The following is a 22,544-nucleotide window of genomic DNA, read 5'->3' on the forward strand; positions in this document are numbered from 1 at the left end:
TATTTAATCAGGTTAATATTTTGCCCAGAATCAAACATTGGAAGTTAAAGTAATGAAAATAGAGCAATGAGGAAGAAAGAAGTGAAATGAGTGTGAAAGTAATGAAAAGGTTAGGGACATTGTTATTACTTGTGTGTGTGCTTATCATATTGATCCCGCAAAGTGCATCTGCTCATGCGTACGTTGTGAAATCAAACCCTACTGAAAATGAAACATTGAAGAAAGCACCATCTGTTGTAAAAATCGAATTCGATGAGGACATACAAGTTTCACGTTTTAATACATTGTACGTGAGAGATACATCAGGTAAAAGGGTCGATTTAAAAGATGCTCATATTGATAAAAAAAATAAAAAACTATTAGAAGCCGGATTAAAAGAAAACCTCAAAAATGGTCTCTACTCTATTCAGTGGAAAGCTATTTCAGCTGATGGACATCCAATTCAAGGGGTTATTCCATTCCGTATTGGATTAGCGGAAGCGGAAACAGACGATGTACAAGTGGAAGAGATGGGGTATGTTCCGCAAATTGATATGATCATGGAACGTGGAATTTTATATACAAGTTTCTCACTATTTATAGGAGTGCTATTCTTTAATCTTATTATGTATAAAGGGAATGCAACCTCGGTTCGATCAAGGAGTAAGAACATAATATGGATTTCCTTATTAGGGATATTTACTAGCTTGTTATTCAATCTACCACTGCAAGCGAAAATAAATGCTGATGTTTCATGGCTAGAAGCATTCAATCCTTTACTATTAAAAGAAACGTTACAGCTTTCTGTTTTTAGTTATGTTTGGATTACTCAAATGGTTCTCATTAGTTCGCTTATAATCGTTACGTATTTTGCGATGAGGCGTGAGAAGCTATCGTCTTTTAAAGTATGGAGTATTCCAATAGTGCTGTTTATTGGAATACTTGTTATGAAAGCATTTAATAGTCACGCATATGGTTTAAAGTTTAAAGATATTGCTGTTGTTATGGATTTTTTACATTTATTCGCAGCTTCATTATGGATTGGTGGTTTATCGTCTATTATTCTTCTGTTACGTAAAGAGGATAACAAATGGAATATGTATTGGGATATGATTAAGCGTTTTTCACCGTGGGCAACATGCGCTGTCATTGTGATTTTAATAACAGGTCTTTTTAACAGTACATTTTTTATTCCAACAATCCACTCGTTATTTGATACGAAGTATGGATTAGCTTTACTAGCAAAGATACTTTTATTCGTTTTCATGGGGATATTGGGAATTATTCATTATGTGAAAGGGAAAATGAGAGCGGAGCAAGGATTAGGTGCTACGGTGAAAGTAGAGTTTATCATTGGAATTATCATTTTCGTCATCGTAGCTTTTATGACAAACGTACAAACACCACCGATGCCTCCTACTGGACCTTTTACAGAGAGTAAACAATTAGATAATGGATATGAAATGAGGCTAAATGTAAGTCCTAATAGAGTAGGACAAAATATATTCCATATTACTTTAAAGGATGAGAACGGACAACCCGTTACTGATATGGAACAAATTATATTAACGACTCAATCGTTAGATATGAATATGGGAAAAGGATCATTTAAAGTTTCGGCAGTTTCACCGGGAGAATATGAAGCAGAAGGTATGTATATTAATATGACAGGAAACTGGAATATACAAGTACACGGATTAACGAAATCGCTTGATAGCTTCGATACGGATTATAAATTTATTGTAGGTGGCAGATAAAGTGAAACTTTAAGCAGCCCTCATCAATTGGGCTACCCGGCGAATAGCGGGATAAAGAGTAGGTATAGATAAAAAGGAGCTAATTGAAAATGGAACGTATAAAAAAATTAGGAACAACAATGATCGCAACAGCAATTACAATGGGAATGTTTTCGTTACCTGTTAGTGCGCACGTTACTGTGAAGCCAGCAACTTCTGACATCGGTTCTTGGGAGACTTACACGATAAAAGTACCAGTTGAAAAGAATATAGCAACAACAAAAGTTACACTGAAAATACCGTCTGGTGTGGAATTCCAACAGTATGAACCAGTGCCAGGGTGGAAAATGGAAGAGCAGAAAGATAATGCCGGAAAAGTGAAAACTGTAGTATGGGAAGCAATAGGAGAAGGGATTTTACCCGGTCAGTTCCAGCGATTTACTTTCGTCGCTAAAAATCCGGATAAAGAACAAAAAATAGCTTGGGATGCATATCAACAATATAAAGACGGAGAAATTGTTGAATGGACAGGCGATGAGAAAGCTGAAAAACCGCATTCACTTACTACAATTGCAAAAGGTACGTCATTAACAGGAGAACATGGTGAAGTATCTAATGTAGAAAAGAATGAAGGTACTAGTAATATGCAGTTGATAGCAATTGTTTTATCTATTTTGGCAATTGTATCTTCGGTAGGTGCGTGTGTTTTTGTAGTGCGTCGTAAAAAATAAGATATAAAAAAGAGCCTACAAATAGTAGGCTCTTTCTCATATTTATTTCACTTCAACCTGCTGCCCTACAGCAAGTGTTTTCGGCTTTATATTTACAAAACAAATGCTCACAACAATAAATAATAGGCCAATAAATAAGCTCATTGTAATGGCTTCATGTAAGAAGATTGAACTTACAATAATAGCGATAAGGGGAATAAGGAATGTATAAGCCCCTACTTTACTCGCTTCACCAGCTCCAACGAGTGTGAAGTATGCAAGCCACCCCATTGCAATAACAAAGAATGAAATAAAGAGTAGTACACTAACAAATGGCATACTCCAAGCAATACTAGACCAACTTTCAAATTCTGAGCCAAATCCGATTAAACAAAGACCACCGATAAGAAGCTGAATTGTTACCATCCAAATGGCATTAACGCGGTGACCAGTCTTCTTAATGAATACTGTGCCAAGTGCCCAGCCAATAGCGCATCCTAACGCGAGAAGGATTCCAATAACAGAAATATGTCCTGTTAAACTGCTTGAGCTAATAACACCTACACCAATAAATCCGAGAACAAGCCCGAAAATTTTCAAGCCGTACATTGATTCTTCAAGCCATATCCACGAGAAAATACCGAGTAAAACTGGTTGTAGAAATACAATGGCGGAAAATAACCCAGCAGGCATATATTGAAGACCAACAGTTTGTAACCCGTAAAATATAATGATGTTAAGTAAAGAAGAAATAACGTATAAATGCCACGTTTCTTTTAAATGTAATTCTTTATATTTGGGTAGAGCGAAAAGGAGTAAAATGAATCCTCCAATTAAAGTTCGAACGCCTGCAAATAAAACGGGTGGTGTATAATGCAGGGCAAACTTAGATAAAGGCCAATTGATTCCCCACATGAAAACGAGAAAGGTAAGGATTATGGCCGTCTTAGTTCGAGAAAGCTGTGTCACGGTAAGACCTCCTTGTTGTTATTCATTTCACTATGATATGATATCGAATGTAATAAATAAAATGAATCTTTTTTATAAGGAGTATAAGTGATTAGTTATGACTATTACACAACTGCAACTATTAATAAAAACTATTGAGTTAGGCAGTTTTACGAAGGCTGCCAGGGTGTTAAATATGACGCAGCCAGCTGTAAGTCATGCCATTTCAAGTATTGAGTCAGAGTTAGGAGTTACGATTCTTATACGTGATAAACGACAAGGATTACTCGTTACGGATGTAGGAAACAGAATTCTTGTACATATTAGAGAGATTTTGAACGGTGTAGAGAAGATTGAACAAGAAGTTGCGATGGAGAAAGGACACGAAGTGGGGACGATTCGAATTGGGAGTTTTCCGAGTGCTTCTGCACATTTCTTACCGAAAATGATAAACCATTTTAAGGAGAAGTATCCGAGCTTAGAGGTCGTTCTTTGTGAAGGAACAATTAAAGAAGTTGAAGATTGGTTAATATCGAGGGTTGTTGATATAGGAATTGTTATTTTGCCTAATAAAGAGATGGAGATTGTCCCGTTAACGAAGGGAAAAATGGTTGCTATCTTAAGAGAGGATCATCCTCTTTGTAAGAAGGACTCTATTACAATTCGTGATTTGGAGAATGAACCGATCATATTATGTAAGGGCGGATACGAACCACCCATCATTGATATGTTTAAACAAGCCAACGTACCACTTCGGGCTGAGTATGTAATTTCTACCGTTACTACAGCTTTAAATATGATTCAAGAAGGATTAGGCATTGCAATATTAGCTGAATTATCTTTAACGAATTTACCACAGAATGTGCAAACGAGAGAATTGGAGCCGCAAGTATGGAGAGAAATTGCTTTAGCTGTTCCTTCATTAAAGGATTCTTCAATCGCTGTACAGCTATTTATTGAAGAATTTCAAGCGCTATTTGCAGAATAAAAAGGGGTGTCTCATATATCATAATGGGGCACTTTTTAATTTGCTTATAAAAAATCTATGAAAAGGATTGACTTATTTTTTAGTTGTAACTATAATGATTACATCGAGGTGGTGATTACGATGAAAATTAGTAGCCGCTTTTCCATAGCTGTTCATATTTTATCTATTTTGAAAAACAATCCATCTTCACTTTGTACTTCAGACTATATGGCTGAGAGTGTCAATACAAATCCAGTAGTCATTCGTAAAATCATGTCGTACTTGAAACAAGCTGGCTTTGTTTACGTAAATCGTGGACCGGGTGGCGCGGGATTACTAAAGGATTTACATGAAATCACATTGTTAGATGTGTATCATGCAGTGAACGTAGTCGAAGAAGACAAGCTATTTCATATTCACGAGCAACCGAATCCAGATTGTCCAATTGGGGCGAATATTCAAGCGGTGTTAGAAATTATTTTAATTCAAGCACAATCCGCGATGGAAGAAGTTTTGAGAAATATTACGATGGGGCAGTTGTTTGAAACTTTGCAAGAAAAAATGAATGCTTAAATAATATTTATATTTTTTTATCATCAATGTAACTGATTTGATTACAACGATAAGGTAAGGTGTAAAAGTTATGACTGTAAAAATGAAAGTATACTCAGATTTTATATGTCCGTTTTGTTTTTTAGCAAAAGGTCCATTAGATGAGGTAGCGAAAGAGAAAGATGTAGAGATTGAATGGATGCCATTTGAATTACGTCCAAGTCCATATTCAAAAATAGATCCATGGAATGAACCAGAAAAATTAGGTTCATGGGATGCTTTCATTCTTCCGACAGCGAAGAAGTTAGGAATTGATATGCGCTTGCCACGTGTTTCACCACATCCATATACACATTTAGCTTTCGAAGGATGTCAATTTGCGAAAGAACGTGGACTAGGTAATGAGTATCATCACCGCGTATTCACAGCATTTTTCCAAGAAGAGCAAAACATTGAAGATATTGATGTGTTAACAAAATTAGCGGTAGAAGTAGGACTTCCTGAGGCGGAATTTAAAGATGCTTTAGTAACTCGTAAATATAAAGAAAAGCATCAAGAAGCAATTCAACACGCATATGATGAAGCGAATATTATGGCTGTTCCAACTGTCATGATTGGAGATGAAGTCATTCAAGGACTTGCTAGTAAAGAAACACTAGAAAGGGTCATTGATAAAGAAATTGAAAAGGATAAAACAAATTCATTTGAAGGTATGCAATGTAATACCGATGGATATTGCTAATTCGCTTGTTATGAAATAACAAAATAAATGATAAAACAAACATTTGGAGGAATTAAAATGTCAGCAACTACAACAAACTTAAAAGAAGCAATCGTGAACCGCCGTTCAATTCGTAAAGTAACAAAAAACGATGCAATTACGAAAGAAAGAATTGAAGAAGTGTTAAAAACAGCTTTACACGCACCAACATCTTTCAATATGCAAAGTGGTCGTATGGTTGTATTAATGGATGGAGAGCATGAAAAGTTTTGGGATATCGTTAAAGAAACACTAAGAGCACGCGTACCAGCAGAAAACTTTGAAGCGACTGTAGAAAGACTAAAAGGCTTCCATGCAGGTGTAGGAACAGTTCTATTCTTTGAAGATCAAGCAACTGTAGAAAAAATGCAAGAAAATGCCCCATTATACAAAGATCAGTTTCCATTCTGGTCTCATCAAGGAAATGCGATGTTACAACATACTGTGTGGATGCTATTATCTGCTGAAGGAATTGGGGCGTCATTACAACATTACAACCCAATCGTAGATGCTGAAGTGAAAGAAACTTGGAACATTCCGGCAGAGTGGAGCTTAGTAGGTCAAATGCCATTTGGTGAACCAAACGAACAACCAGCAGAAAGAACGTTCTTGCCTACTGAAGATGTAGTGAAATTTTATTAAGAAATACAATATGTAACGAGAAGGAAGCTGTGCTTAAAAACAGCTTCCTTTTTTGTAGTGGTGTTAATTTATGCGCATTTAGGGAAGAAATATAAGAAATAATACGGTGAGAAGGGAATTAGAAAAATGAATGATGAGAAAAAATATACAGTGGTAGGTACTGATGTTGAGGAAGTAAAGCGTTTAAATAAAAATTCAGGGTTAACGTATAATCAAGTGAAAGAAATGTTAGCAAAGCAAATGCAAAAAAAGAAGTAATTAGATTGAAATCTTTCATTTTTTCATTTAGCATTTTGATTGGAGAGAGTTAAGTAAAAGGTAACTCTCTTTTTTGTATAGCTAAGCATCTTATAGAGTGGAGGAAGCAACATGAAGAAATGGGTAAAGGTAACGCTGTCTATCACTGGAGGCATTGTCTTATTAGCGTGTGCCGGCGGATATTACGTGTATAAAAATTATTTTCCAAAGGAACCTGAGCGTATTGTATATGATAAAGAAAGAGTGCTACAACCGATACATAATCAGCTTAAAGGAATCAATATAGAAAATGTAAAGATAAAAGAAAGAGAAGTCGTAAATGCGACTGTAGATGAGCTTCAAAAAATGATTGATGATGGAAAGTTGTCATATGAAGAATTAACGAGTATTTATCTCTTTAGAATACAAGAACATGATCAAAATGGAATAACATTAAATTCTGTTACAGAGATAAATCCTAATGCGATGGAAGAAGCAAGAAAGTTAGATCAAGAGCGGGGTAGAAACAAAAATTCGAATTTATATGGTATTCCTGTCGTTGTAAAAGATAATGTACAGACGGAAAAAGTGATGCCGACTAGTGCAGGAACTTATGTATTAAAAGATTGGATTGCAGATCAAGACGCAACAATTGTGAAGCAGTTGAAAGAAGAAGGAGCATTTGTTTTAGGAAAAGCGAATATGTCTGAGTGGGCGAACTATTTATCTTTTACAATGCCAAGCGGGTATAGCGGGAAGAAAGGACAAAATTTAAACCCGTACGGTCCGATTACATTCGATACTTCAGGATCAAGTTCAGGATCTGCTACAGTAGTTGCAGCAGATTTTGCGCCGCTTGCAATTGGAACAGAAACGACGGGATCGATTGTTGCACCAGCGGCGCAGCAATCAGTAGTTGGGTTACGTCCATCTTTAGGTATGGTAAGTAGAACAGGAATTATTCCATTAGCTGAAACTCTTGATACAGCAGGACCTATGGCAAGAACAGTAAAAGATGTAGCAACGTTATTTAATGCAATGATAGGTTATGACGAAAAAGATGTTATGACAGAAAAAATGAAAGATAAAGAAAGAATTGATTATACAAAGGATTTATCAATAGATGGATTAAAAGGGAAAAAGATAGGGCTTCTTTTTTCTGTAGACCAACAAGATGAAAATAGAAAAGTAGTAGTAGAAAAAATTAGAAAAGACCTTCAAGATGCAGGTGCGATATTAACTGATAATATCCAGTTAAGTGCTGAGGGTGTAGATAATTTGCAAACATTAGAATATGAGTTCAAGCATAATGTAAACGACTATCTTTCACAGCAAAAGAATGTACCGGTAAAATCGTTAGAAGAGATTATAGCGTTTAATAAAAAGGATAGTAAAAGACGAATAAAATACGGACAAACATTAATTGAAGGGTCTGAAAAATCTGCTATAACGAAAGAAGAGTTTGAAAACGTAGTGCAAACGAGTCAAGAAAATGCAAGAAAAGAGCTAGATAGGTATTTAGTAGAAAAAGGTTTGGATGCTCTAGTTATGATTAATAACGATGAAGTCCTTCTATCAGCTGTAGCTGGTTATCCGGAATTAGCGGTTCCTGCTGGATATGATAAAAATGGAGAACCAATCGGTGTAGTGTTTGTAGGGAAACAGTTTGGTGAAAAAGAGCTTTTCAATATTGGATATGCGTATGAACAGCAGTCCAAAAATAGAAAATCACCTAGTTTATAAAAGATTATATGAAAAATAACTGCCACCGAAATTATGTTGGTGGATTCCAGTTAAACGAATCTAACAATATGAAAAGAAAAAAAGGATTCTTCTCAATTAGTAAGAAAGATTGTCTATAGGAGTTCATAAAATGTAATATATTCAATTTCCATCCATTGAAGGGGGAGGTTAATTCTTAATGAATGAAGTAAAGAGTTTTTTTCGAAGTAGAGGGTTTCAACGGTTTCTCGTTTTAATAATAGTAGCGCTTGTATTATACGCATTAAAAAGTATGATTAATTTAATATTAATTACGTTTATACTGACGTTTTTAATGGATCGATTTCAACGTTTTATTTCAAGAAAATTGAAAGTAAACCGGAAAATTGTTATTGCATGTTTATATATAATACTAGTTTCCTTTATAGGCACAACATTATATAAATATTTACCTGTGCTGACGATACAAATTTCACAATTAATTTATCAATTTAAACTGTTTTTTCAAAATCCACCTGATAATGAAATCGTTAAATATGCACTTTCGACAATTAATGGGATGGAAGTATCAAAATATATAGAACAAGGTGTAGACGTCATATATCAATCAATAGCAAATATAGGGAAGGTAAGTTTACAAATATTATTATCTCTAATTTTAAGCTTATTTTTCTTATTAGAAAAAGAGCGTATTATTACATTTACATCAAAGTTTAAAGATAGTAAGTTAAAAATCTTTTATGAAGAAATTGCATATTTTGGTGAAAGATTTGCAAGATCGTTCGGCAAAGTAATTGAGGCTCAGTTTTTAATTGCCGTTGTAAATTGTATTCTTACTGTCATTGCATTAATCGTTTTAGGATTTCCACAGCTACTTGTATTAGCTGTTATGATTTTCTTACTAGGGTTGATTCCTGTTGCAGGTGTAATTATTTCTTTGTTTCCACTTTGTATCATTGCTTACAACGTAGGCGGAGTTATATACGTAGTATACATACTCGTATTCATAACAGTAATCCATGCTCTTGAAAGTTATTTTTTAAATCCGAAGTTTATGTCTGCAAAAACAAATTTACCAATATTCTACACATTTATGATTCTCATCTTCTCAGAGCATTTCCTTGGAATATGGGGGCTTATTATCGGGATACCAATCTTTATCTTTTTATTAGATGTACTTGATATAAATAATGAGAATGCGACTAAAAAATAAGAAATGATAGAAAATCACTAAAAAGTCATAGGAGATAATGAAAATAAAAAGCAATCCAAAATAAATTGGATTGCTTTTTATCTTAATTAAAGAACTGGAGCCATTGTTTCTTTCAATACTTGAACAGAGTGGTCGAATTTTAATTCTTCATCTTCACTTAATTCAACCTCTAAAATTTCACGAACACCGCCGCGATTTAAAACAGCAGGTACCCCGATATAAACATCTTTTTGACCGTATTGACCTTCTAAGTAAGCTGATACAGTTAATACACTATTTTCGTCGTTTAAAATTGCTTTTGTAACACGTAGAAGTGACATACCGATACCATAATAAGTTGCGCCTTTACGCTCAATAATATGGTAAGCTGCATCACGGACGTTTATGAAAATTTTGTCTAAATCTTCTTGATTATACGTGTTGTCTTTTTCAAGCAGTGTTTGTAGTTTTTGGATACCAACGGAAACATGGCTCCAAACTGGAAGTTCAGTATCGCCGTGTTCTCCGATAATATAAGCGTGAATGTTGTGTGGACCAATATCGAAGTACTCACCTAACATATAGCGGAAACGAGCAGAATCAAGCGTTGTACCAGAACCGATTACACGTTCTTTCGGTAAACCAGATTCTTTCCAAGTTACGTAAGTTAAAATATCTACAGGGTTTGTTGCGATTAAGAAGATGCCATCAAATCCGCTATCCATAATACTGCGAACGATTTGTTTGAAGATTTTAGCGTTTTTCTCAACTAAATCTAAACGTGTTTCGCCTGGTTTTTGTGGTAATCCAGCTGTAATAACTACAAGGTCAGCATCTTTACAATCTTCGTAGCTGCCTTTCCATACTCTAGTTGGAGCTGGTGCGAATGGAACAGCATGACTTAAGTCCATTGCTTCCCCTTCAGCTTTTGCCTCATTTACATCGACTAAAACAAATTCTTCAGCTACAGCCTGGTTAATCATGCAGTAAGCATAACTACATCCAACTGCTCCTGTTCCTACTAATACAACACGGTTAATACCTTTTTTCATTTCAAAATTCCTCGCAATTTCATTGATTTTATTATGTAAGATAATACGTCTTACTTCTATAGAGTCATATCTAGTTTATTACATTTTATAAAAGATATTCAAGTATTTGAAAATGTATCCGTGCAAACCCGCGAACAAAACATAGGAATTCAGTGAACCGAATATAATTCAGTAAAATCCTTTGTAAAAGGGGAAATGGCATGGGGAATCCATTAGCAATGGAAGAAATGCTTCATATTATTCATGCAGGGCTTGTTAAAAAGAATAACCCAAAACGGATTACGATTGCAGGTGCAGGGATTTCTGGATTAGTTGCAGGTTCTTTATTAAAAGAGGCTGGGCACGAAGTAACGATTATAGAAGCAAATAACAGAATAGGTGGCAGAGTGTATACGATTCGGGAACCATTTAGTGTGGGTTTATATTTTAATGCGGGACCGATGAGAATCCCTGACACCCATAAGTTAACCTTAGCGTATATTCATAAATTTAAACTACCTTTAAACCTTTTTATAAATAAAACTTTTGCAGATATCATTTATACGAATAACATTCAAACGAGATTGAATGTGTTTGAAAATGATCCAAGTGTACTTGAATATCCGGTTTTGGATAAAGAAAGAGGAAAAACGGCAGAAGAGCTAATGATTGAAGTATTAGAACCAATACTAAATTACATTAAGAAGGATCCTGATAAAAACTGGCTTATCGTTGAAAAAAAGTATAAAACGTATTCGCTTGGTTCATTTTTAATGGAGTATTATTCAGATGGTGCGATAGATATGATTGGGGTACTTCTTGATATGGAAGCTTATATGGGAATGTCCTTAATTGAAGTATTACGTGAAATGATTTTCTTTACTTCAACAACGAAATATTATGAAATAACTGGTGGAATGGATAAGTTATCGAATGCATTCTTACCACAATTAAGGGAACATATTTTAATGCCGTATAAGGTTGATAAAATTATACAAGAAGATAATAAAGTAATGTTACAAGGAAATCATGAACAAACGTTAGAGCAATTTACAATAACAAGTGATTTTGCTATTATTACAATTCCATTTTCAGCGTTAAGATTTGTAGAAGTTCAGCCATACTATTTATTCTCTTATTTTAAAAAAAGAGCAATTCGTGAATTAAATTATATTGCTGCAACTAAAATTGCAATAGAGTTTAAAAGTAGATTTTGGGAGAAAGCGGGACAGTGTGGCGGTAAATCTATTACTGATTTACCGATACGGTTTACATACTATCCGAGTTATGGCATTCATACTCCAGGACCAGCTATCGTTATAGCAAGTTATACGTGGGCAGATGAGGCGTTAACATGGGATAGTCTCCCGCAAAGAGATCGTATTCGTTACGCATTAAAAAATTTAGCGGAAATATACGGTGACATCGTCTATAGTGAGTTTGTCACTGGAACATCTTTTAGCTGGAGTAAAAATCCGTATTCTTGCGGTGCATTTACAGCTTTCGAACCAGGCCAAGAGCTCGAGTTATTTCCGTATATTACACCACCATCTGGAAAAGTACATTTTGCAGGAGAGCATACGACATTAACACATGGATGGATGCAAGGGGCAATTGAGTCTGGAGTTAGAGTTGCATATGAAGTAAATGAACAGTGAATCTCTTATATTTACAAATGGTCATTCTTTTAATAAAATGATAAATATAAATCGTAATTATTACGCTTTGAATACATTTGAAGTAAAGAAATGGATGGTCGGTTGAATGAATAAAGTGGAGATTCATATATTAGGTGGTTTTTTAGGTAGTGGAAAATCAACATTATTACAAAATTTATTGTTAGCAGAGAAAAAGAAGAATAGAAAAGTTGCAGTATTAATGAATGAAATTGGTGAATACTCAGTAGATACAGATATTATTGGAAAAGAGAATGTTTTAAGAGAACTTCTTAAAGGATGTATTTGTTGTACGTTAAAAGAAGAGCTTGAAATACAATTACATTCGTTATACCAACAAGAAAGACCAGATGTAATTTATATAGAAACGACAGGTGTTGCGCATCCAATTGAAGTGTTAGACGCGTGTGTCTCGCCAATTTTAGCTCCTTTTCTGGAAGTGAAATCAATTGTAGTCGTTTTAGATGCAGTAAGGTGGTTAAATCGAAGTATATTAAGTGCAAATGTACAACAGCTATTGCATGAGCAACTGAAATTTGGTAGTCACATTCTTGTTAATAAAGCAGATTTACTAACAGATGAAGATAAGAATACAGTATTTGAAGAAGTAAAGGCAATAAATGATCATGCGAAAATGTATGAGACAAAGTATTGTAATATATCTTTAAAAGATATAGAAGAAGCAGAATTTCCAAATGATGAGGAACACGAGACACTACATGTCAAACAGCATTTACATATACAAACAATGACATATCAATTTACGAAACCGATTGATCAAGACACATTATATGAATGGCTTTCGAATTTACCAGATAGTATTTATCGAGTGAAAGGTTTTGTGAAATTCCATGGAGATAAATACCCTCACCTATTCCAATATTCGTTCGGAGTACCAACTTTATTAGAACAAGACTTCGGTTTCCCGACAAACTTAGTAGTAATAGGAGAAGGACTAGATAAGAAACAATTGGCTGAAGGGTTAGAGAAAGTAGAACTTAACTCTAATTAAGGGGAAAAGACTAACTTAAAAATAAGTTAGTCTTTTTGTATGGTCATTACTGAAATGAAACAGTATTTTCAATTGGATTGCAGAATATATATTGATTGTATGTCCGTTTCCATTACATAGGAAGGTGATTATATATTTGTGCCGAATGTAGAGGGTACTACAAGAGTTTTCCATTATCTATCGAATTAGTTAGTCATGATTACGGACAGGGGATTTTGGCGTGTTTGATTCTATCAGAAAGTAAAGTATGGGGAGGATCACAATGTCGATGAAAAAACGTAAGTGGCTAAAAACAATGTTTACTGGTTGTGTTTTAGGTTCGTTATTAATAACGGCAGCTTGTTCAGGAAAGAAAACAAGTACAGAGGATGAAAAAACGATTAAGGTAGGAGTCCTTGCTTCTTTAACAGGACCGCTAGAATCGTATGGAAAACAAACAGTGAACGGATTTGAATTAGGGTTAAATTATGCAACTGGTGGAACTGGGAAAGTAGATGGGAAAAAGATTAAGTTTGTTGTAGAAGATACAGAAACGAAAGCGGATGTAGCAGTTAAAAAAGCTACGAAGTTATTAGAAGAAGAGAAAGTTGATTTTTTAGTTGGATCGTCTAGTTCAAGTGATACGTTAGCGGTTTTACCACTGGCTGAAGAATATGAAAAGATTATGGTTGTAGAACCGGCAGTTGCGGATAGTATTACCGGGAAGAACTGGAATAAATATATTTTTAGAACTGGAAGAAGTTCCTCACAAGATGCGATTGCAGGAGCAGCAGCAATTGCGAAAAAAGATGTAAAGATTGCAACATTTGCCCCAGATAACGCTTTTGGTCGTGAAGGGATTGCTGCATTTAAAGCGGGTGCGAAAAAATTAGGTGCGAACATTGTGAATGAGCAATACGCGGATACAAATTCAACAGATTTTACAGCGAATATTCAAAATATCATTAGTTCAAAACCAGATTATTTATTTATCGTTTGGGCAGGGGCAAATTCACCTTGGAAACAGTTGAAAGATATGAATGTGGAAGCGCAAGGTATTAAAATTTCTACAGGTGCGCCAGATATACCAGCATTAAAAACAATGGATGCATTAGTAGGTATGCAAGGTTTTTCTGTATATTATCACACACTTCCAAAAAATAAAGTGAATGATTGGCTAGTTGAAGAGCATAAAAAACGTTTTAATGGTGCAGTGCCAGATTTGTTTACAGCAGGAGGAATGTCAGCAGCAATTTCTATTGTAGAAGCCTTAAAGAAAACAAAAGGTGATACAGATGTAGATACCTTGATTAAGAAAATGGAAGGAATGGAATTTGATACACCGAAAGGAAAGATGAAGTTTAGAGAGAAGGACCACCAAGCGATGCAGACACTGTATTCTATCACATTGAAAAAGCAAGACGGTGTTGATTATCCGGTGCCAGTGTTAGAGCGAGAATTAACGATGAAAGAAACAGAACCACCAGTTCAAAATAAATAGACTGAATTTTCTGTTGTTTTTGTATAAAGAGGGGGGACCCTCTTTATACAAATTTCTTTCATACTCACGGCTTTAAAGGGAGGGATTTCGTGACACATTTGCTAGAGACGAAAAATCTTAGTGTATCTTTTGGTGAACATCAAGTTATTAAAGATGTAAATTTAACTGTCCAAAAAGGAAAGCTCATTTCTATTATTGGGCCAAATGGTGCGGGGAAGACAACGTTATTTAATTTACTAAGTGGACAGATTTCACCCACAACAGGTGAAGTGTATTTTAAAGGGCAAGATATTACAAAACTATCGATTTCAGATCGAACACGCTTAGGAATCGGTCGCTCTTTTCAGCTTACAAACATATTCCCAGAATTAACGGTACTTGAAAATGTCCGTTTAAGTGTTCAATCATTCGTACAAGATTACTATAGTTTTTTCCCGAGTTCAGCAAAATTAAAGCAACAAGTTGGAGAGGCGAGACGTTTCTTAAAAACAGTATTACTTCATGAAAAAGAGAACGTATTAGCGAAAGATTTGGCACATGGAGAGAAAAGGAAGCTAGAACTTGCGATGTTATTAGCTTTAAAAACGGATGTGTTATTACTTGATGAGCCGACGGCAGGTATTTCGGTTGAGGAAGTCCCTGCTATATTACAAGTGATTGAAAATATTAAGAAACATCCAGAGAGCACAATTGTACTTATCGAACACAAAATGGATATGATACTAGGTTTGTCAGATCATCTTATCGTTTTATTTCATGGAGAGTTATTGGCTGAAGGATTGCCAGAAGAAATTATGAAAGATGAGCGTGTACAAAGTGCTTATTTAGGGGGATTATATAGTGGCACTATTACAAGTGAATAATATAGAAACGTATTTAGATCAGTTTCATATTTTGCAAGGAGTATCTCTTGCTGTTGAGAAAGGGACGATTACTGTACTGTTTGGTAGAAATGGGGCAGGGAAAACAACGACATTACGTTCAGTGATGGGGTTTCACCGCATTGCAGATGGTGAAATTTATTATGATAGTGCAAAAGTGAGTGGATTACCTACACATTTAATTTCAAGGAAAGGAATAGGGTATGTACCAGAAAATCAAGGTATTTTTCATGATTTGACAGTAGAAGAAACTTTCGCTCTTGCTAGGGGAAAAGGTGAGGAAGTAGAAGGGAAAATAGAGTGGATGCTGGAACTATTTCCGGATTTAAAGCAGTTTTGGAATAAGAAAAGTGGGCTCTTGAGCGGAGGGCAAAAGCAAATGTTGGCTATTTCAAGAGCGTTTATTAATAGTGATGGATTATTACTTATTGATGAACCGAGCAAAGGGCTATCCCCGATAATGGTGGAGAAATTAATGGTAGCTATTTTGAAGATGAAAGAGAAAACAACAGTTTTACTTGTTGAGCAAAATTTTATGATGGCCAGTCAAATTGGCGATTATTTTTACATTATGGATAACGGACGAATTGTTCATAACGGTTTTATGAATGAATTAAAAAAGGATAAGGAAATGTGTCATAAATATTTAGGAATCTCTTAACATGAATCCGAGGTGAAAAGGATGGATGTGTTAATCAATTTATTTGTAAATGGGATTTCAACAGGGATGCTCATTTTTTTGTTAGCATCAGGTCTTTCACTTATTTTCGGTTTAATGAGCGTTTTAAACTTTGCACACGGTGGTTTATTTGCATGGGGAGCATTTACAGGTGTTTGGTTATTTAATGTGACAGGAAGTTATATATTAGCTTTAGTTGGAGCAGTAGCCATGGGAATGTTCCTAGGATTTATTTTAGAAAGGTTTCTTATTAGGCCGGTATATGGAAATCATGTTCGACAGCTGCTCGTTACGCTTGGAGGAATGCTCGTTCTTAGTGAGTGTATTAAAATATTTTGGGGGCCAAACCCTATTAGTGCAAAATTACCGTTATGGTTACAAGGAAGTTTTACATTCGGAGGTATTATATTAATTAAATATCGTCTATTTGTTATTTTGATTGGGATAATTATTTACATTGCACTACTACTATTACTCAAAAAGACGAAGATAGGTCTTATGATCCGTGCAGGTGTAATGGATAAAGAAATGGTTCAAGCGCTTGGTATTAATGTAAAAGCGATATTTTCTTTCGTCTTTTTATTAGGGGCAGGGATGGCAGCTTTGGGAGGATTCTTATTAGCACCGTATTCGGGCGTTATTTTCGCCGAGATGGGCATGCAGTATGCAATTTTAGCTTTTATAGTAGTAATTATCGGTGGATTAGGAAGCGTTCAAGGTTCAGCTATTGCTTCTTTAATTGTCGGATTAGCTGGTGCTTTTACAGCGTATTTTATACCAGATTTATCACTTGCAATTAATATGTTAATGTTACTATTTTTCTTAATAGTGAAGCCAACTGGACTTGTTGGTGAAAAGGGGTGAAATGGTGAACAACACATCGGACCGAATTAAAGTATACTTCGGAGTATGTATGCTCATTTGTTTAAGTGTATTTCCGTTCGTAAATGATTCACGGAGCCTGTTAATTTTGTTCACTCAAATCTTCATCTTTGCTATTTTTGCAATGAGTTTTGATGTATTGCTTGGGTATACAGGAATTGTATCGTTCGGTCATTGTATGTTCTTTGGGATAGGAGCATATGGGGTAGCACTTTTATTTGATCGACAAGGCGTATCAATAACGAACTTTTTAATTGGAATAGTAGCTGCAATTATCGTTTCAGCAATCGTTAGTTATATAATTGGTTTGCTTTCTTTACGATTGAAAAGTCATTTTTATGCAATGTTAACACTTGCTATTTCACAGTTATTTTTTGTACTTGCTGAAAAATGGCGTGGGCTTACTCACGGAGGAGATGGTTTTACATTTGGTGTACCAGACGTATTCCGTGATCGTTTTACGTTTTATTATGTAACACTTATATGTTTACTTATCATTTTTGTTCTGTTACGTCTTTTCACCAAATCTTCTATTGGAAAAGTATTAAAGGCAATTTCCCAAAATGAGCAACGTGTTGAAGCACTAGGATATAAAGTGCTTCATTATAAAATTATTGCTAGCATTGTTGCAGGAGTAGTAGCTGCGATTAGCGGTGGTTTATTTGTTATCACATTGCGTTTTGTTAATACGACTGTATTTTCAATTGAAATGACATTAAATGCATTATTGATGACGATGATTGGTGGGGTTGGAACGTTAATTGGAGCAATTGCAGGAGCTGGAATTATTGAATCTCTAAAATATTATTTATCAGAACTAGCTACAGAGTATCCGATCTTTGAACGATGGACGATTATTCTTGGTTTATTGTACATTATCGTATTGCTAGTTTTCCCGAAAGGATTAGTTGGCACGGTTAAGGGACTGAAGAATATGAAACGGAATAAGAAGGAGAAAAGTGCAGAAGTGGAGCAAAATGTGTGAAAAATCAATTGTATAGAATATGAAAATCCCTCTTTTAGATTCATAAAGGAGGGATTTTTTATTAACCGAATAGTTCATCAGGGATTTGTTTGAAAGAGTTTTGATTTGTAAAAAAATGAACAGCTAATTTTTCAACTGGAACATCTTCAATTGGTACCAATTTATCATTTTTAATCGGCAAAAAGGCTATCCCTTTTCCGTCCTGAATAAACTCTTCCATAAGCGAATAAGAATCTAATTGTTGAAGTTGACGCTGAGATAAATTATTTTCTTTTAGAAATTGTATCGTCTTATTTCTAAAAGGGCACTTTTTGTCATTGCTAACGAAGAAGAGTTCCTTTGAATAGTCAATGATACATTTTTCTTGATCTTTTAGTAAGCCTATAGAAATTGAAGTAGTAAATACTTTTTTAAAACCTGCACCAGAATCATCCTCATAAGTGATGACCATATCAACTTTTTGTTGCTGCAGTAATTTTGGCAAATGACTACTATTTTCTACATATATTTGATAATTCATGAAATTTTCTTTAATACGCTTACTTAAATAATTAGTCAAAATCGATTGTGACGTCGCGATTATATAAGAAGACCCACTTGTTTTAATTTTATCTTTCGCTTCTTCTAATAGAGTTAATATTTGATTCGTGTAATCTAATAAAATGTCACCAGAAGGTAATAAGGAAACGCCTTTGTTATCTCTATGTAGTAAGGGTGTTTCTAATTCTTGTTCTAATTTTTTGATTCTTTCAGTTACGTTCGGTTGAACATAACCTAACTCTTTAGCAGCTTTACTAATAGAACCCTCACTGGCTACAGTTTTGAATATAATAAGATCATTTATTTCCATATATCTCAGCCCCTTATGCACTATCATTATAAATGATACCAAACATAATTTATACCTATTTTACGTTAGCTACTTATCGATTTATCATAATGTATATAAGATTGAAAGCGAGTGATAAACATGATTGGAATGCAATATAAGGTCATTTTGCCAAAGGATTATGACATGGAAATTATTAAGAAAAGGGTAAAGGATAATGGTTATAAAACTGATGGTTTCCAAGCACTAAATTTTAAAGCTTATTTAATTACGGAAACGGAGAAAGACGGGAATTTTTATAACTCCTATGCACCTTTATATATTTGGAATGGGCATGAAGGGATGAATAAATTTATCTTTGAAGGGTATTACGATAATATTTTACAATCGTTTGGTTGGCAACAAATACATATAGGTGTTCCATTAGTTGTTAATCTAAGTGATGGATTTAAGAAAAGTAGATATGTTGTTGAATATGCAGGAAGTATTGCTCAAAGTAAAACGCTGATTGGGACTCAATTAAACATGATGAATGAAAATGTACAAAACAATGAAAAGTGTTTAGGGAATGTAATCGTTTATAATCCGGATAAATGGGGATATAGTAGGTTTGAGTTTTATGAAGAGAAGCCTGATATTATAGTAAATAAAGGTGCTACAGTATATGAGATTTTACACATTTCACGATGAAATTTTGTTGTATATTAAAAATAAGAAAAGGAATGAAAGTCTATGCCTTTTGTGAAGATTTATTATCCTGAAAACATATTAAATGAAGAAGAGTTGGAAAAAATGGGTGAATGTATCCATCTTTCGTTAATTGAACATTTTAACATCCCTGAAAATGATTATTTTCAAATGTTCTTACCTTACCAACAAAATAAATTTTTATATAATCCATATTATTTGTTGGAAAGAGGAGAAAAGAGAACAGAGAATATGATATATGTTTCTATTACATGTGGACCGGGAAGAACGGTGCAACAGAAAAAAGATTTGTATCAATCGATATCTTTAAAAATTACGGAATATTCCGACGTTAAAACTTCGAATATTTTTATTACACTAAATGAGACAGCTGCTGAAAACTGGTCATTTGGTCAAGGAATAGCACAAATGATGAAAATAAAGGGAGAAAAAAATGAAAAATGAACTTATTGAAGTACATATTAAAAAGAAAATGAGAGAAATGGCACCTGCATTTGCTCATTATAGTGAAAAGATATTATTTGAGGAAGTGTGGCGGGATGCCACTTTAACATTAAGGGAAAGAAGTTTGTGTACTGTGTCAGCACTAATCAGTCTCGGTAATACAGAACAATTACAATTTCATCTGAAGCTAGCTAAACAAAATGGGATTAAGGAGAATGAATTGGTTGCATTAATAACACATATGGCTTTTTACGTTGGTTGGCCAAAAGCTATGGCAGCTTTAAATATAGTAATGAATGAAAGGAAAAGTTAAGAATAATGATAAGTAAGAATTCATGTTTATATGAATTCTTACTTATCATTATTTATGCAATACTCTATCGATATATTTATTACATTTTTTCTTGCTTTTTTATCACTTGCGTAGTAAAGTGATAGTAAGATGAACGCTAGGAAGTGACAAAACATGCGTGATAATACGATAGGATCATTAATATGGTTACGTTTAATACGATTTACGAACCAAAGTAATCAAATGTCAAATGAGTTTTTAAAACGTTTTGATTTAACGACAGCTCAATTTGATGTGCTTTTGCAAATACGTACGTATCAACCACTAACACAAATGGAGTTAGCTGAAAAGGTAACTGTTACACAAGGTGGCATTTCTCGAATGTTAACTCGTCTTGAAAAAGAAGGATATATTGTACGAAAACAAGATTGGAAAACGAAAACAATTAGTCTTACAGAGCAAGGAGAAGCAGCTTTAGAGAGAGCATTGCCAGAGCAACTTGCATTTCAATCTTCGTTTTTTGATGATGTATTAAATGAAGAAGAGCAGAAAATATTATATGAGCTGATGACGAAAGTTCATAAGCATAGTGAAAAAAAAGAATTACCGCAAGAGTAATTTTTTTTACACCATCAATTGACTAATCAAGTGATGGTGTAGGTAATACGGAGATAAACTTGACTTACCAACGTTTTTAGAAAAAAACTAATACTACTTTATTAAAGGGGAGAGTAACTATGGAAAAATACCGTATAGATACAAGAAAAGGAATTGAGTTTGGATTATATTCAATTGGTGATCATGTTTTAAATCCACATAATGGGGACAAAATTACGCCAGAGAAAAGAATTCACGAACTAATTGAAACAGCTAAGTTAGCAGATGAGGCAGGACTTGATGTGTTTGCTGTCGGCGAAAGTCATCAAACACATTTTACAACGCAAGCTCATACAGTTATTTTAGGTGCGGTCGCGCAAGCTACGAAAAATATAAAAATTGCAAGTTCCGCAACGATATTAAGTACATCTGATCCAGTTCGAGTATATGAGGATTTCGCTACCATTGACTTGATTTCTAATGGACGTGCAGAAATTGTGGCTGGTCGTGGATCTCGTATTGGAGGATATAGTTTACTTGGTTATGACGTGAATGATTATGAAGAATTATTTGAAGAGAAGATGGATCTTTTATTAAAAATTAATAACGAGGAACATGTAACATGGAATGGACAGTTCAGAGCACCGCTCGCACATGCATCGGTGATTCCAAGAGCGAAAAATAATAACTTACCAATTTGGCGTGCAGTTGGAGGTCCACCAGCTAGTGCAATTAAAGCAGGACGTGCAGGTGTGCCAATGATGATAACAACACTTGGTGGTCCAGCAATTAACTTTAAAGTGTCAGTAGATGCTTACCGCGAGGCTGCTCAGCAAAGCGGATTTGATCCAGCTAGTTTACCAGTTGCGACAACGAGTTTATTTTATACGGCAAAAAATTCACAAGATGCACTTAGTGAATATTACCCTCACATTAATGCTGGTATGCTTACACTGCGCGGTGATGGGTATCCGAAACAGCAATTTACAAATGCAATAGATTACCGTGATGCTTTAATGGTTGGTAGCCCACAACAAATCATTGAGAAAATGCTTTACCAATATGAATTGTTTGGCCAACAACGCTTTATGGCACAAATTGATTTTGGCGGTGTACCATTTGATAAAATTGAGAAAAATATTGAATTAATTGCTACTGAAATTTTACCAGCCGTTAGAAAACATACAGCAAAATAAATAAAAAAACTGAGAGTTTAATCGACTCTCAGTTTTTTTATTTGTTCTGGAAAAATGACAAAAAAATGAACTTTTAGTCGAGGAAGAGGGAAGCTGTTTTCTATTTTTGAATAACATTATTTCGAGTTTGAATTTTGAAAATACATTTTTCTCTTGACAAAAAATAAGCATTTATCGCGGGTGCTTTCGAGGACATTTTTCCGAGTAAAAGTCAAGCGTATGAAGAAAAAACGATTGTTTTATAGATATAAAAGTAAGAAGTATATTGAAAAAACACATTTTGCTAATGAGAAAAATCTGATTCAAAAAAATGACAAAAGACATATTTCAGACAAAATGATGTCAATAATACGTCAAAAATAACCTGAATTTACTATGCAGGTATATTATACAATTCGATTAACGAA

Annotated in this window: 24 protein-coding genes; 21 read left to right on the forward strand and 3 right to left on the reverse strand. The window is 34.5% G+C overall.

Going from position 1 to position 22,544, the window contains the following annotated elements:
- Positions 1-86: 86 nt before the first annotated feature.
- Positions 87-1,736: a copper resistance CopC/CopD family protein gene (locus GD442_RS09010; protein ID WP_141551312.1), complete on the forward strand. Its 1,650-nt coding sequence runs from the start codon at positions 87-89 to the stop codon at positions 1,734-1,736.
- Positions 1,737-1,825: 89 nt separating this feature from the next.
- Positions 1,826-2,446 (forward strand): YcnI family copper-binding membrane protein, encoded by a 621-nt coding sequence (locus tag GD442_RS09015; protein ID WP_000439685.1) that lies wholly within the window; start codon positions 1,826-1,828, stop codon positions 2,444-2,446.
- 42 nt (positions 2,447-2,488) lie between these two features.
- Here the strand turns inward: GD442_RS09015 and GD442_RS09020 are convergent, their stop codons facing one another.
- Positions 2,489-3,394, reverse strand: a complete 906-nt coding sequence (locus GD442_RS09020; RefSeq protein WP_000192811.1) for a DMT family transporter — start codon at positions 3,392-3,394, stop codon at positions 2,489-2,491.
- 97 nt (positions 3,395-3,491) lie between these two features.
- Between GD442_RS09020 and GD442_RS09025 the strand changes: the two genes are divergently transcribed.
- The 7 genes from GD442_RS09025 to GD442_RS09050 all read left to right on the forward strand — a co-directional run bounded on the left by GD442_RS09025 (position 3,492) and on the right by GD442_RS09050 (position 9,466).
- The gene (locus GD442_RS09025) at positions 3,492-4,361 is read left to right on the forward strand and encodes a LysR family transcriptional regulator (RefSeq protein ID WP_078386319.1); all 870 of its coding nucleotides are present in this window, start codon (positions 3,492-3,494) and stop codon (positions 4,359-4,361) included.
- 120 nt (positions 4,362-4,481) lie between these two features.
- The gene (locus GD442_RS09030) at positions 4,482-4,913 is read left to right on the forward strand and encodes an Rrf2 family transcriptional regulator (RefSeq protein ID WP_000704073.1); all 432 of its coding nucleotides are present in this window, start codon (positions 4,482-4,484) and stop codon (positions 4,911-4,913) included.
- 70 nt (positions 4,914-4,983) lie between these two features.
- Positions 4,984-5,634 carry a DsbA family oxidoreductase gene (locus tag GD442_RS09035; RefSeq protein WP_000216673.1) on the forward strand — a complete coding sequence of 217 codons (651 nt, stop codon included), beginning with the start codon at positions 4,984-4,986 and terminating at the stop codon, positions 5,632-5,634.
- Between the two features lie 57 nt (positions 5,635-5,691).
- Positions 5,692-6,294 (forward strand): nitroreductase family protein, encoded by a 603-nt coding sequence (locus tag GD442_RS09040; RefSeq protein WP_001277021.1) that lies wholly within the window; start codon positions 5,692-5,694, stop codon positions 6,292-6,294.
- A gap of 126 nt (positions 6,295-6,420) precedes the next feature.
- Positions 6,421-6,552 (forward strand): hypothetical protein, encoded by a 132-nt coding sequence (locus GD442_RS28265; RefSeq protein WP_000997344.1) that lies wholly within the window; start codon positions 6,421-6,423, stop codon positions 6,550-6,552.
- Positions 6,553-6,663: 111 nt separating this feature from the next.
- Positions 6,664-8,274, forward strand: coding sequence for an amidase family protein (locus tag GD442_RS09045; RefSeq protein ID WP_000759479.1), 1,611 nt, complete (start codon positions 6,664-6,666; stop codon positions 8,272-8,274).
- Between the two features lie 178 nt (positions 8,275-8,452).
- Positions 8,453-9,466: an AI-2E family transporter gene (locus tag GD442_RS09050; RefSeq protein ID WP_001006596.1), complete on the forward strand. Its 1,014-nt coding sequence runs from the start codon at positions 8,453-8,455 to the stop codon at positions 9,464-9,466.
- Positions 9,467-9,552: 86 nt separating this feature from the next.
- Here the strand turns inward: GD442_RS09050 and GD442_RS09055 are convergent, their stop codons facing one another.
- Positions 9,553-10,497, reverse strand: coding sequence for an L-lactate dehydrogenase (locus GD442_RS09055; protein ID WP_000715321.1), 945 nt, complete (start codon positions 10,495-10,497; stop codon positions 9,553-9,555).
- Between the two features lie 200 nt (positions 10,498-10,697).
- Between GD442_RS09055 and GD442_RS09060 the strand changes: the two genes are divergently transcribed.
- The 7 genes from GD442_RS09060 (at position 10,698) to GD442_RS09090 (ending at position 18,071) form a co-directional block, all read left to right on the forward strand.
- Positions 10,698-12,134, forward strand: coding sequence for a flavin monoamine oxidase family protein (locus GD442_RS09060; RefSeq protein WP_000528002.1), 1,437 nt, complete (start codon positions 10,698-10,700; stop codon positions 12,132-12,134).
- 106 nt (positions 12,135-12,240) lie between these two features.
- Positions 12,241-13,164, forward strand: a complete 924-nt coding sequence (locus tag GD442_RS09065; protein ID WP_001044942.1) for a CobW family GTP-binding protein — start codon at positions 12,241-12,243, stop codon at positions 13,162-13,164.
- Between the two features lie 262 nt (positions 13,165-13,426).
- The gene (locus GD442_RS09070; RefSeq protein ID WP_000062009.1) at positions 13,427-14,644 is read left to right on the forward strand and encodes a substrate-binding domain-containing protein; all 1,218 of its coding nucleotides are present in this window, start codon (positions 13,427-13,429) and stop codon (positions 14,642-14,644) included.
- Positions 14,645-14,733: 89 nt separating this feature from the next.
- Positions 14,734-15,507, forward strand: a complete 774-nt coding sequence (locus GD442_RS09075) for an ABC transporter ATP-binding protein (RefSeq protein ID WP_000149338.1) — start codon at positions 14,734-14,736, stop codon at positions 15,505-15,507.
- Positions 15,485-16,186: an ABC transporter ATP-binding protein gene (locus tag GD442_RS09080; protein WP_001196696.1), complete on the forward strand. Its 702-nt coding sequence runs from the start codon at positions 15,485-15,487 to the stop codon at positions 16,184-16,186. The genes GD442_RS09075 and GD442_RS09080 overlap by 23 nt, the downstream gene beginning before the upstream one ends.
- A gap of 21 nt (positions 16,187-16,207) precedes the next feature.
- Positions 16,208-17,068, forward strand: coding sequence for a branched-chain amino acid ABC transporter permease (locus GD442_RS09085; protein WP_000382805.1), 861 nt, complete (start codon positions 16,208-16,210; stop codon positions 17,066-17,068).
- A 49-nt stretch (positions 17,069-17,117) separates the two neighbouring features.
- Complete coding sequence (locus GD442_RS09090; protein ID WP_002040965.1) at positions 17,118-18,071, forward strand: branched-chain amino acid ABC transporter permease; 954 nt, start codon at positions 17,118-17,120, stop codon at positions 18,069-18,071.
- Positions 18,072-18,132: 61 nt separating this feature from the next.
- Here the strand turns inward: GD442_RS09090 and GD442_RS09095 are convergent, their stop codons facing one another.
- Positions 18,133-18,921 carry a LysR family transcriptional regulator gene (locus GD442_RS09095; RefSeq protein WP_000405005.1) on the reverse strand — a complete coding sequence of 263 codons (789 nt, stop codon included), beginning with the start codon at positions 18,919-18,921 and terminating at the stop codon, positions 18,133-18,135.
- A 120-nt stretch (positions 18,922-19,041) separates the two neighbouring features.
- On the opposite strand from GD442_RS09095, the gene GD442_RS09100 reads away from it, so the two are divergent.
- From GD442_RS09100 to GD442_RS09120, 5 genes are all read left to right on the forward strand, one after another.
- Positions 19,042-19,590: a DUF4865 family protein gene (locus GD442_RS09100; protein ID WP_000579897.1), complete on the forward strand. Its 549-nt coding sequence runs from the start codon at positions 19,042-19,044 to the stop codon at positions 19,588-19,590.
- Between the two features lie 42 nt (positions 19,591-19,632).
- The gene (locus GD442_RS09105; protein ID WP_001117232.1) at positions 19,633-20,052 is read left to right on the forward strand and encodes a tautomerase family protein; all 420 of its coding nucleotides are present in this window, start codon (positions 19,633-19,635) and stop codon (positions 20,050-20,052) included.
- A complete protein-coding gene (locus GD442_RS09110; RefSeq protein ID WP_000787195.1) occupies positions 20,042-20,365 on the forward strand; it encodes a carboxymuconolactone decarboxylase family protein in 324 nt (107 codons plus the stop codon). Before GD442_RS09105 ends, GD442_RS09110 begins: the two co-directional genes overlap by 11 nt.
- Before the next feature lie 153 nt (positions 20,366-20,518).
- Entirely contained in the window at positions 20,519-20,962 is a 444-nt protein-coding gene (locus GD442_RS09115) for a MarR family winged helix-turn-helix transcriptional regulator (protein WP_001205523.1), read from the forward strand.
- Positions 20,963-21,081: 119 nt separating this feature from the next.
- The gene (locus GD442_RS09120; RefSeq protein ID WP_000417543.1) at positions 21,082-22,137 is read left to right on the forward strand and encodes an LLM class flavin-dependent oxidoreductase; all 1,056 of its coding nucleotides are present in this window, start codon (positions 21,082-21,084) and stop codon (positions 22,135-22,137) included.
- Positions 22,138-22,544 lie beyond the last annotated feature (407 nt).

The sequence above is a fragment of the Bacillus sp. A260 genome, from assembly GCF_009861435.1.
GTDB classification, from domain to species: domain Bacteria; phylum Bacillota; class Bacilli; order Bacillales; family Bacillaceae_G; genus Bacillus_A; species Bacillus_A cereus.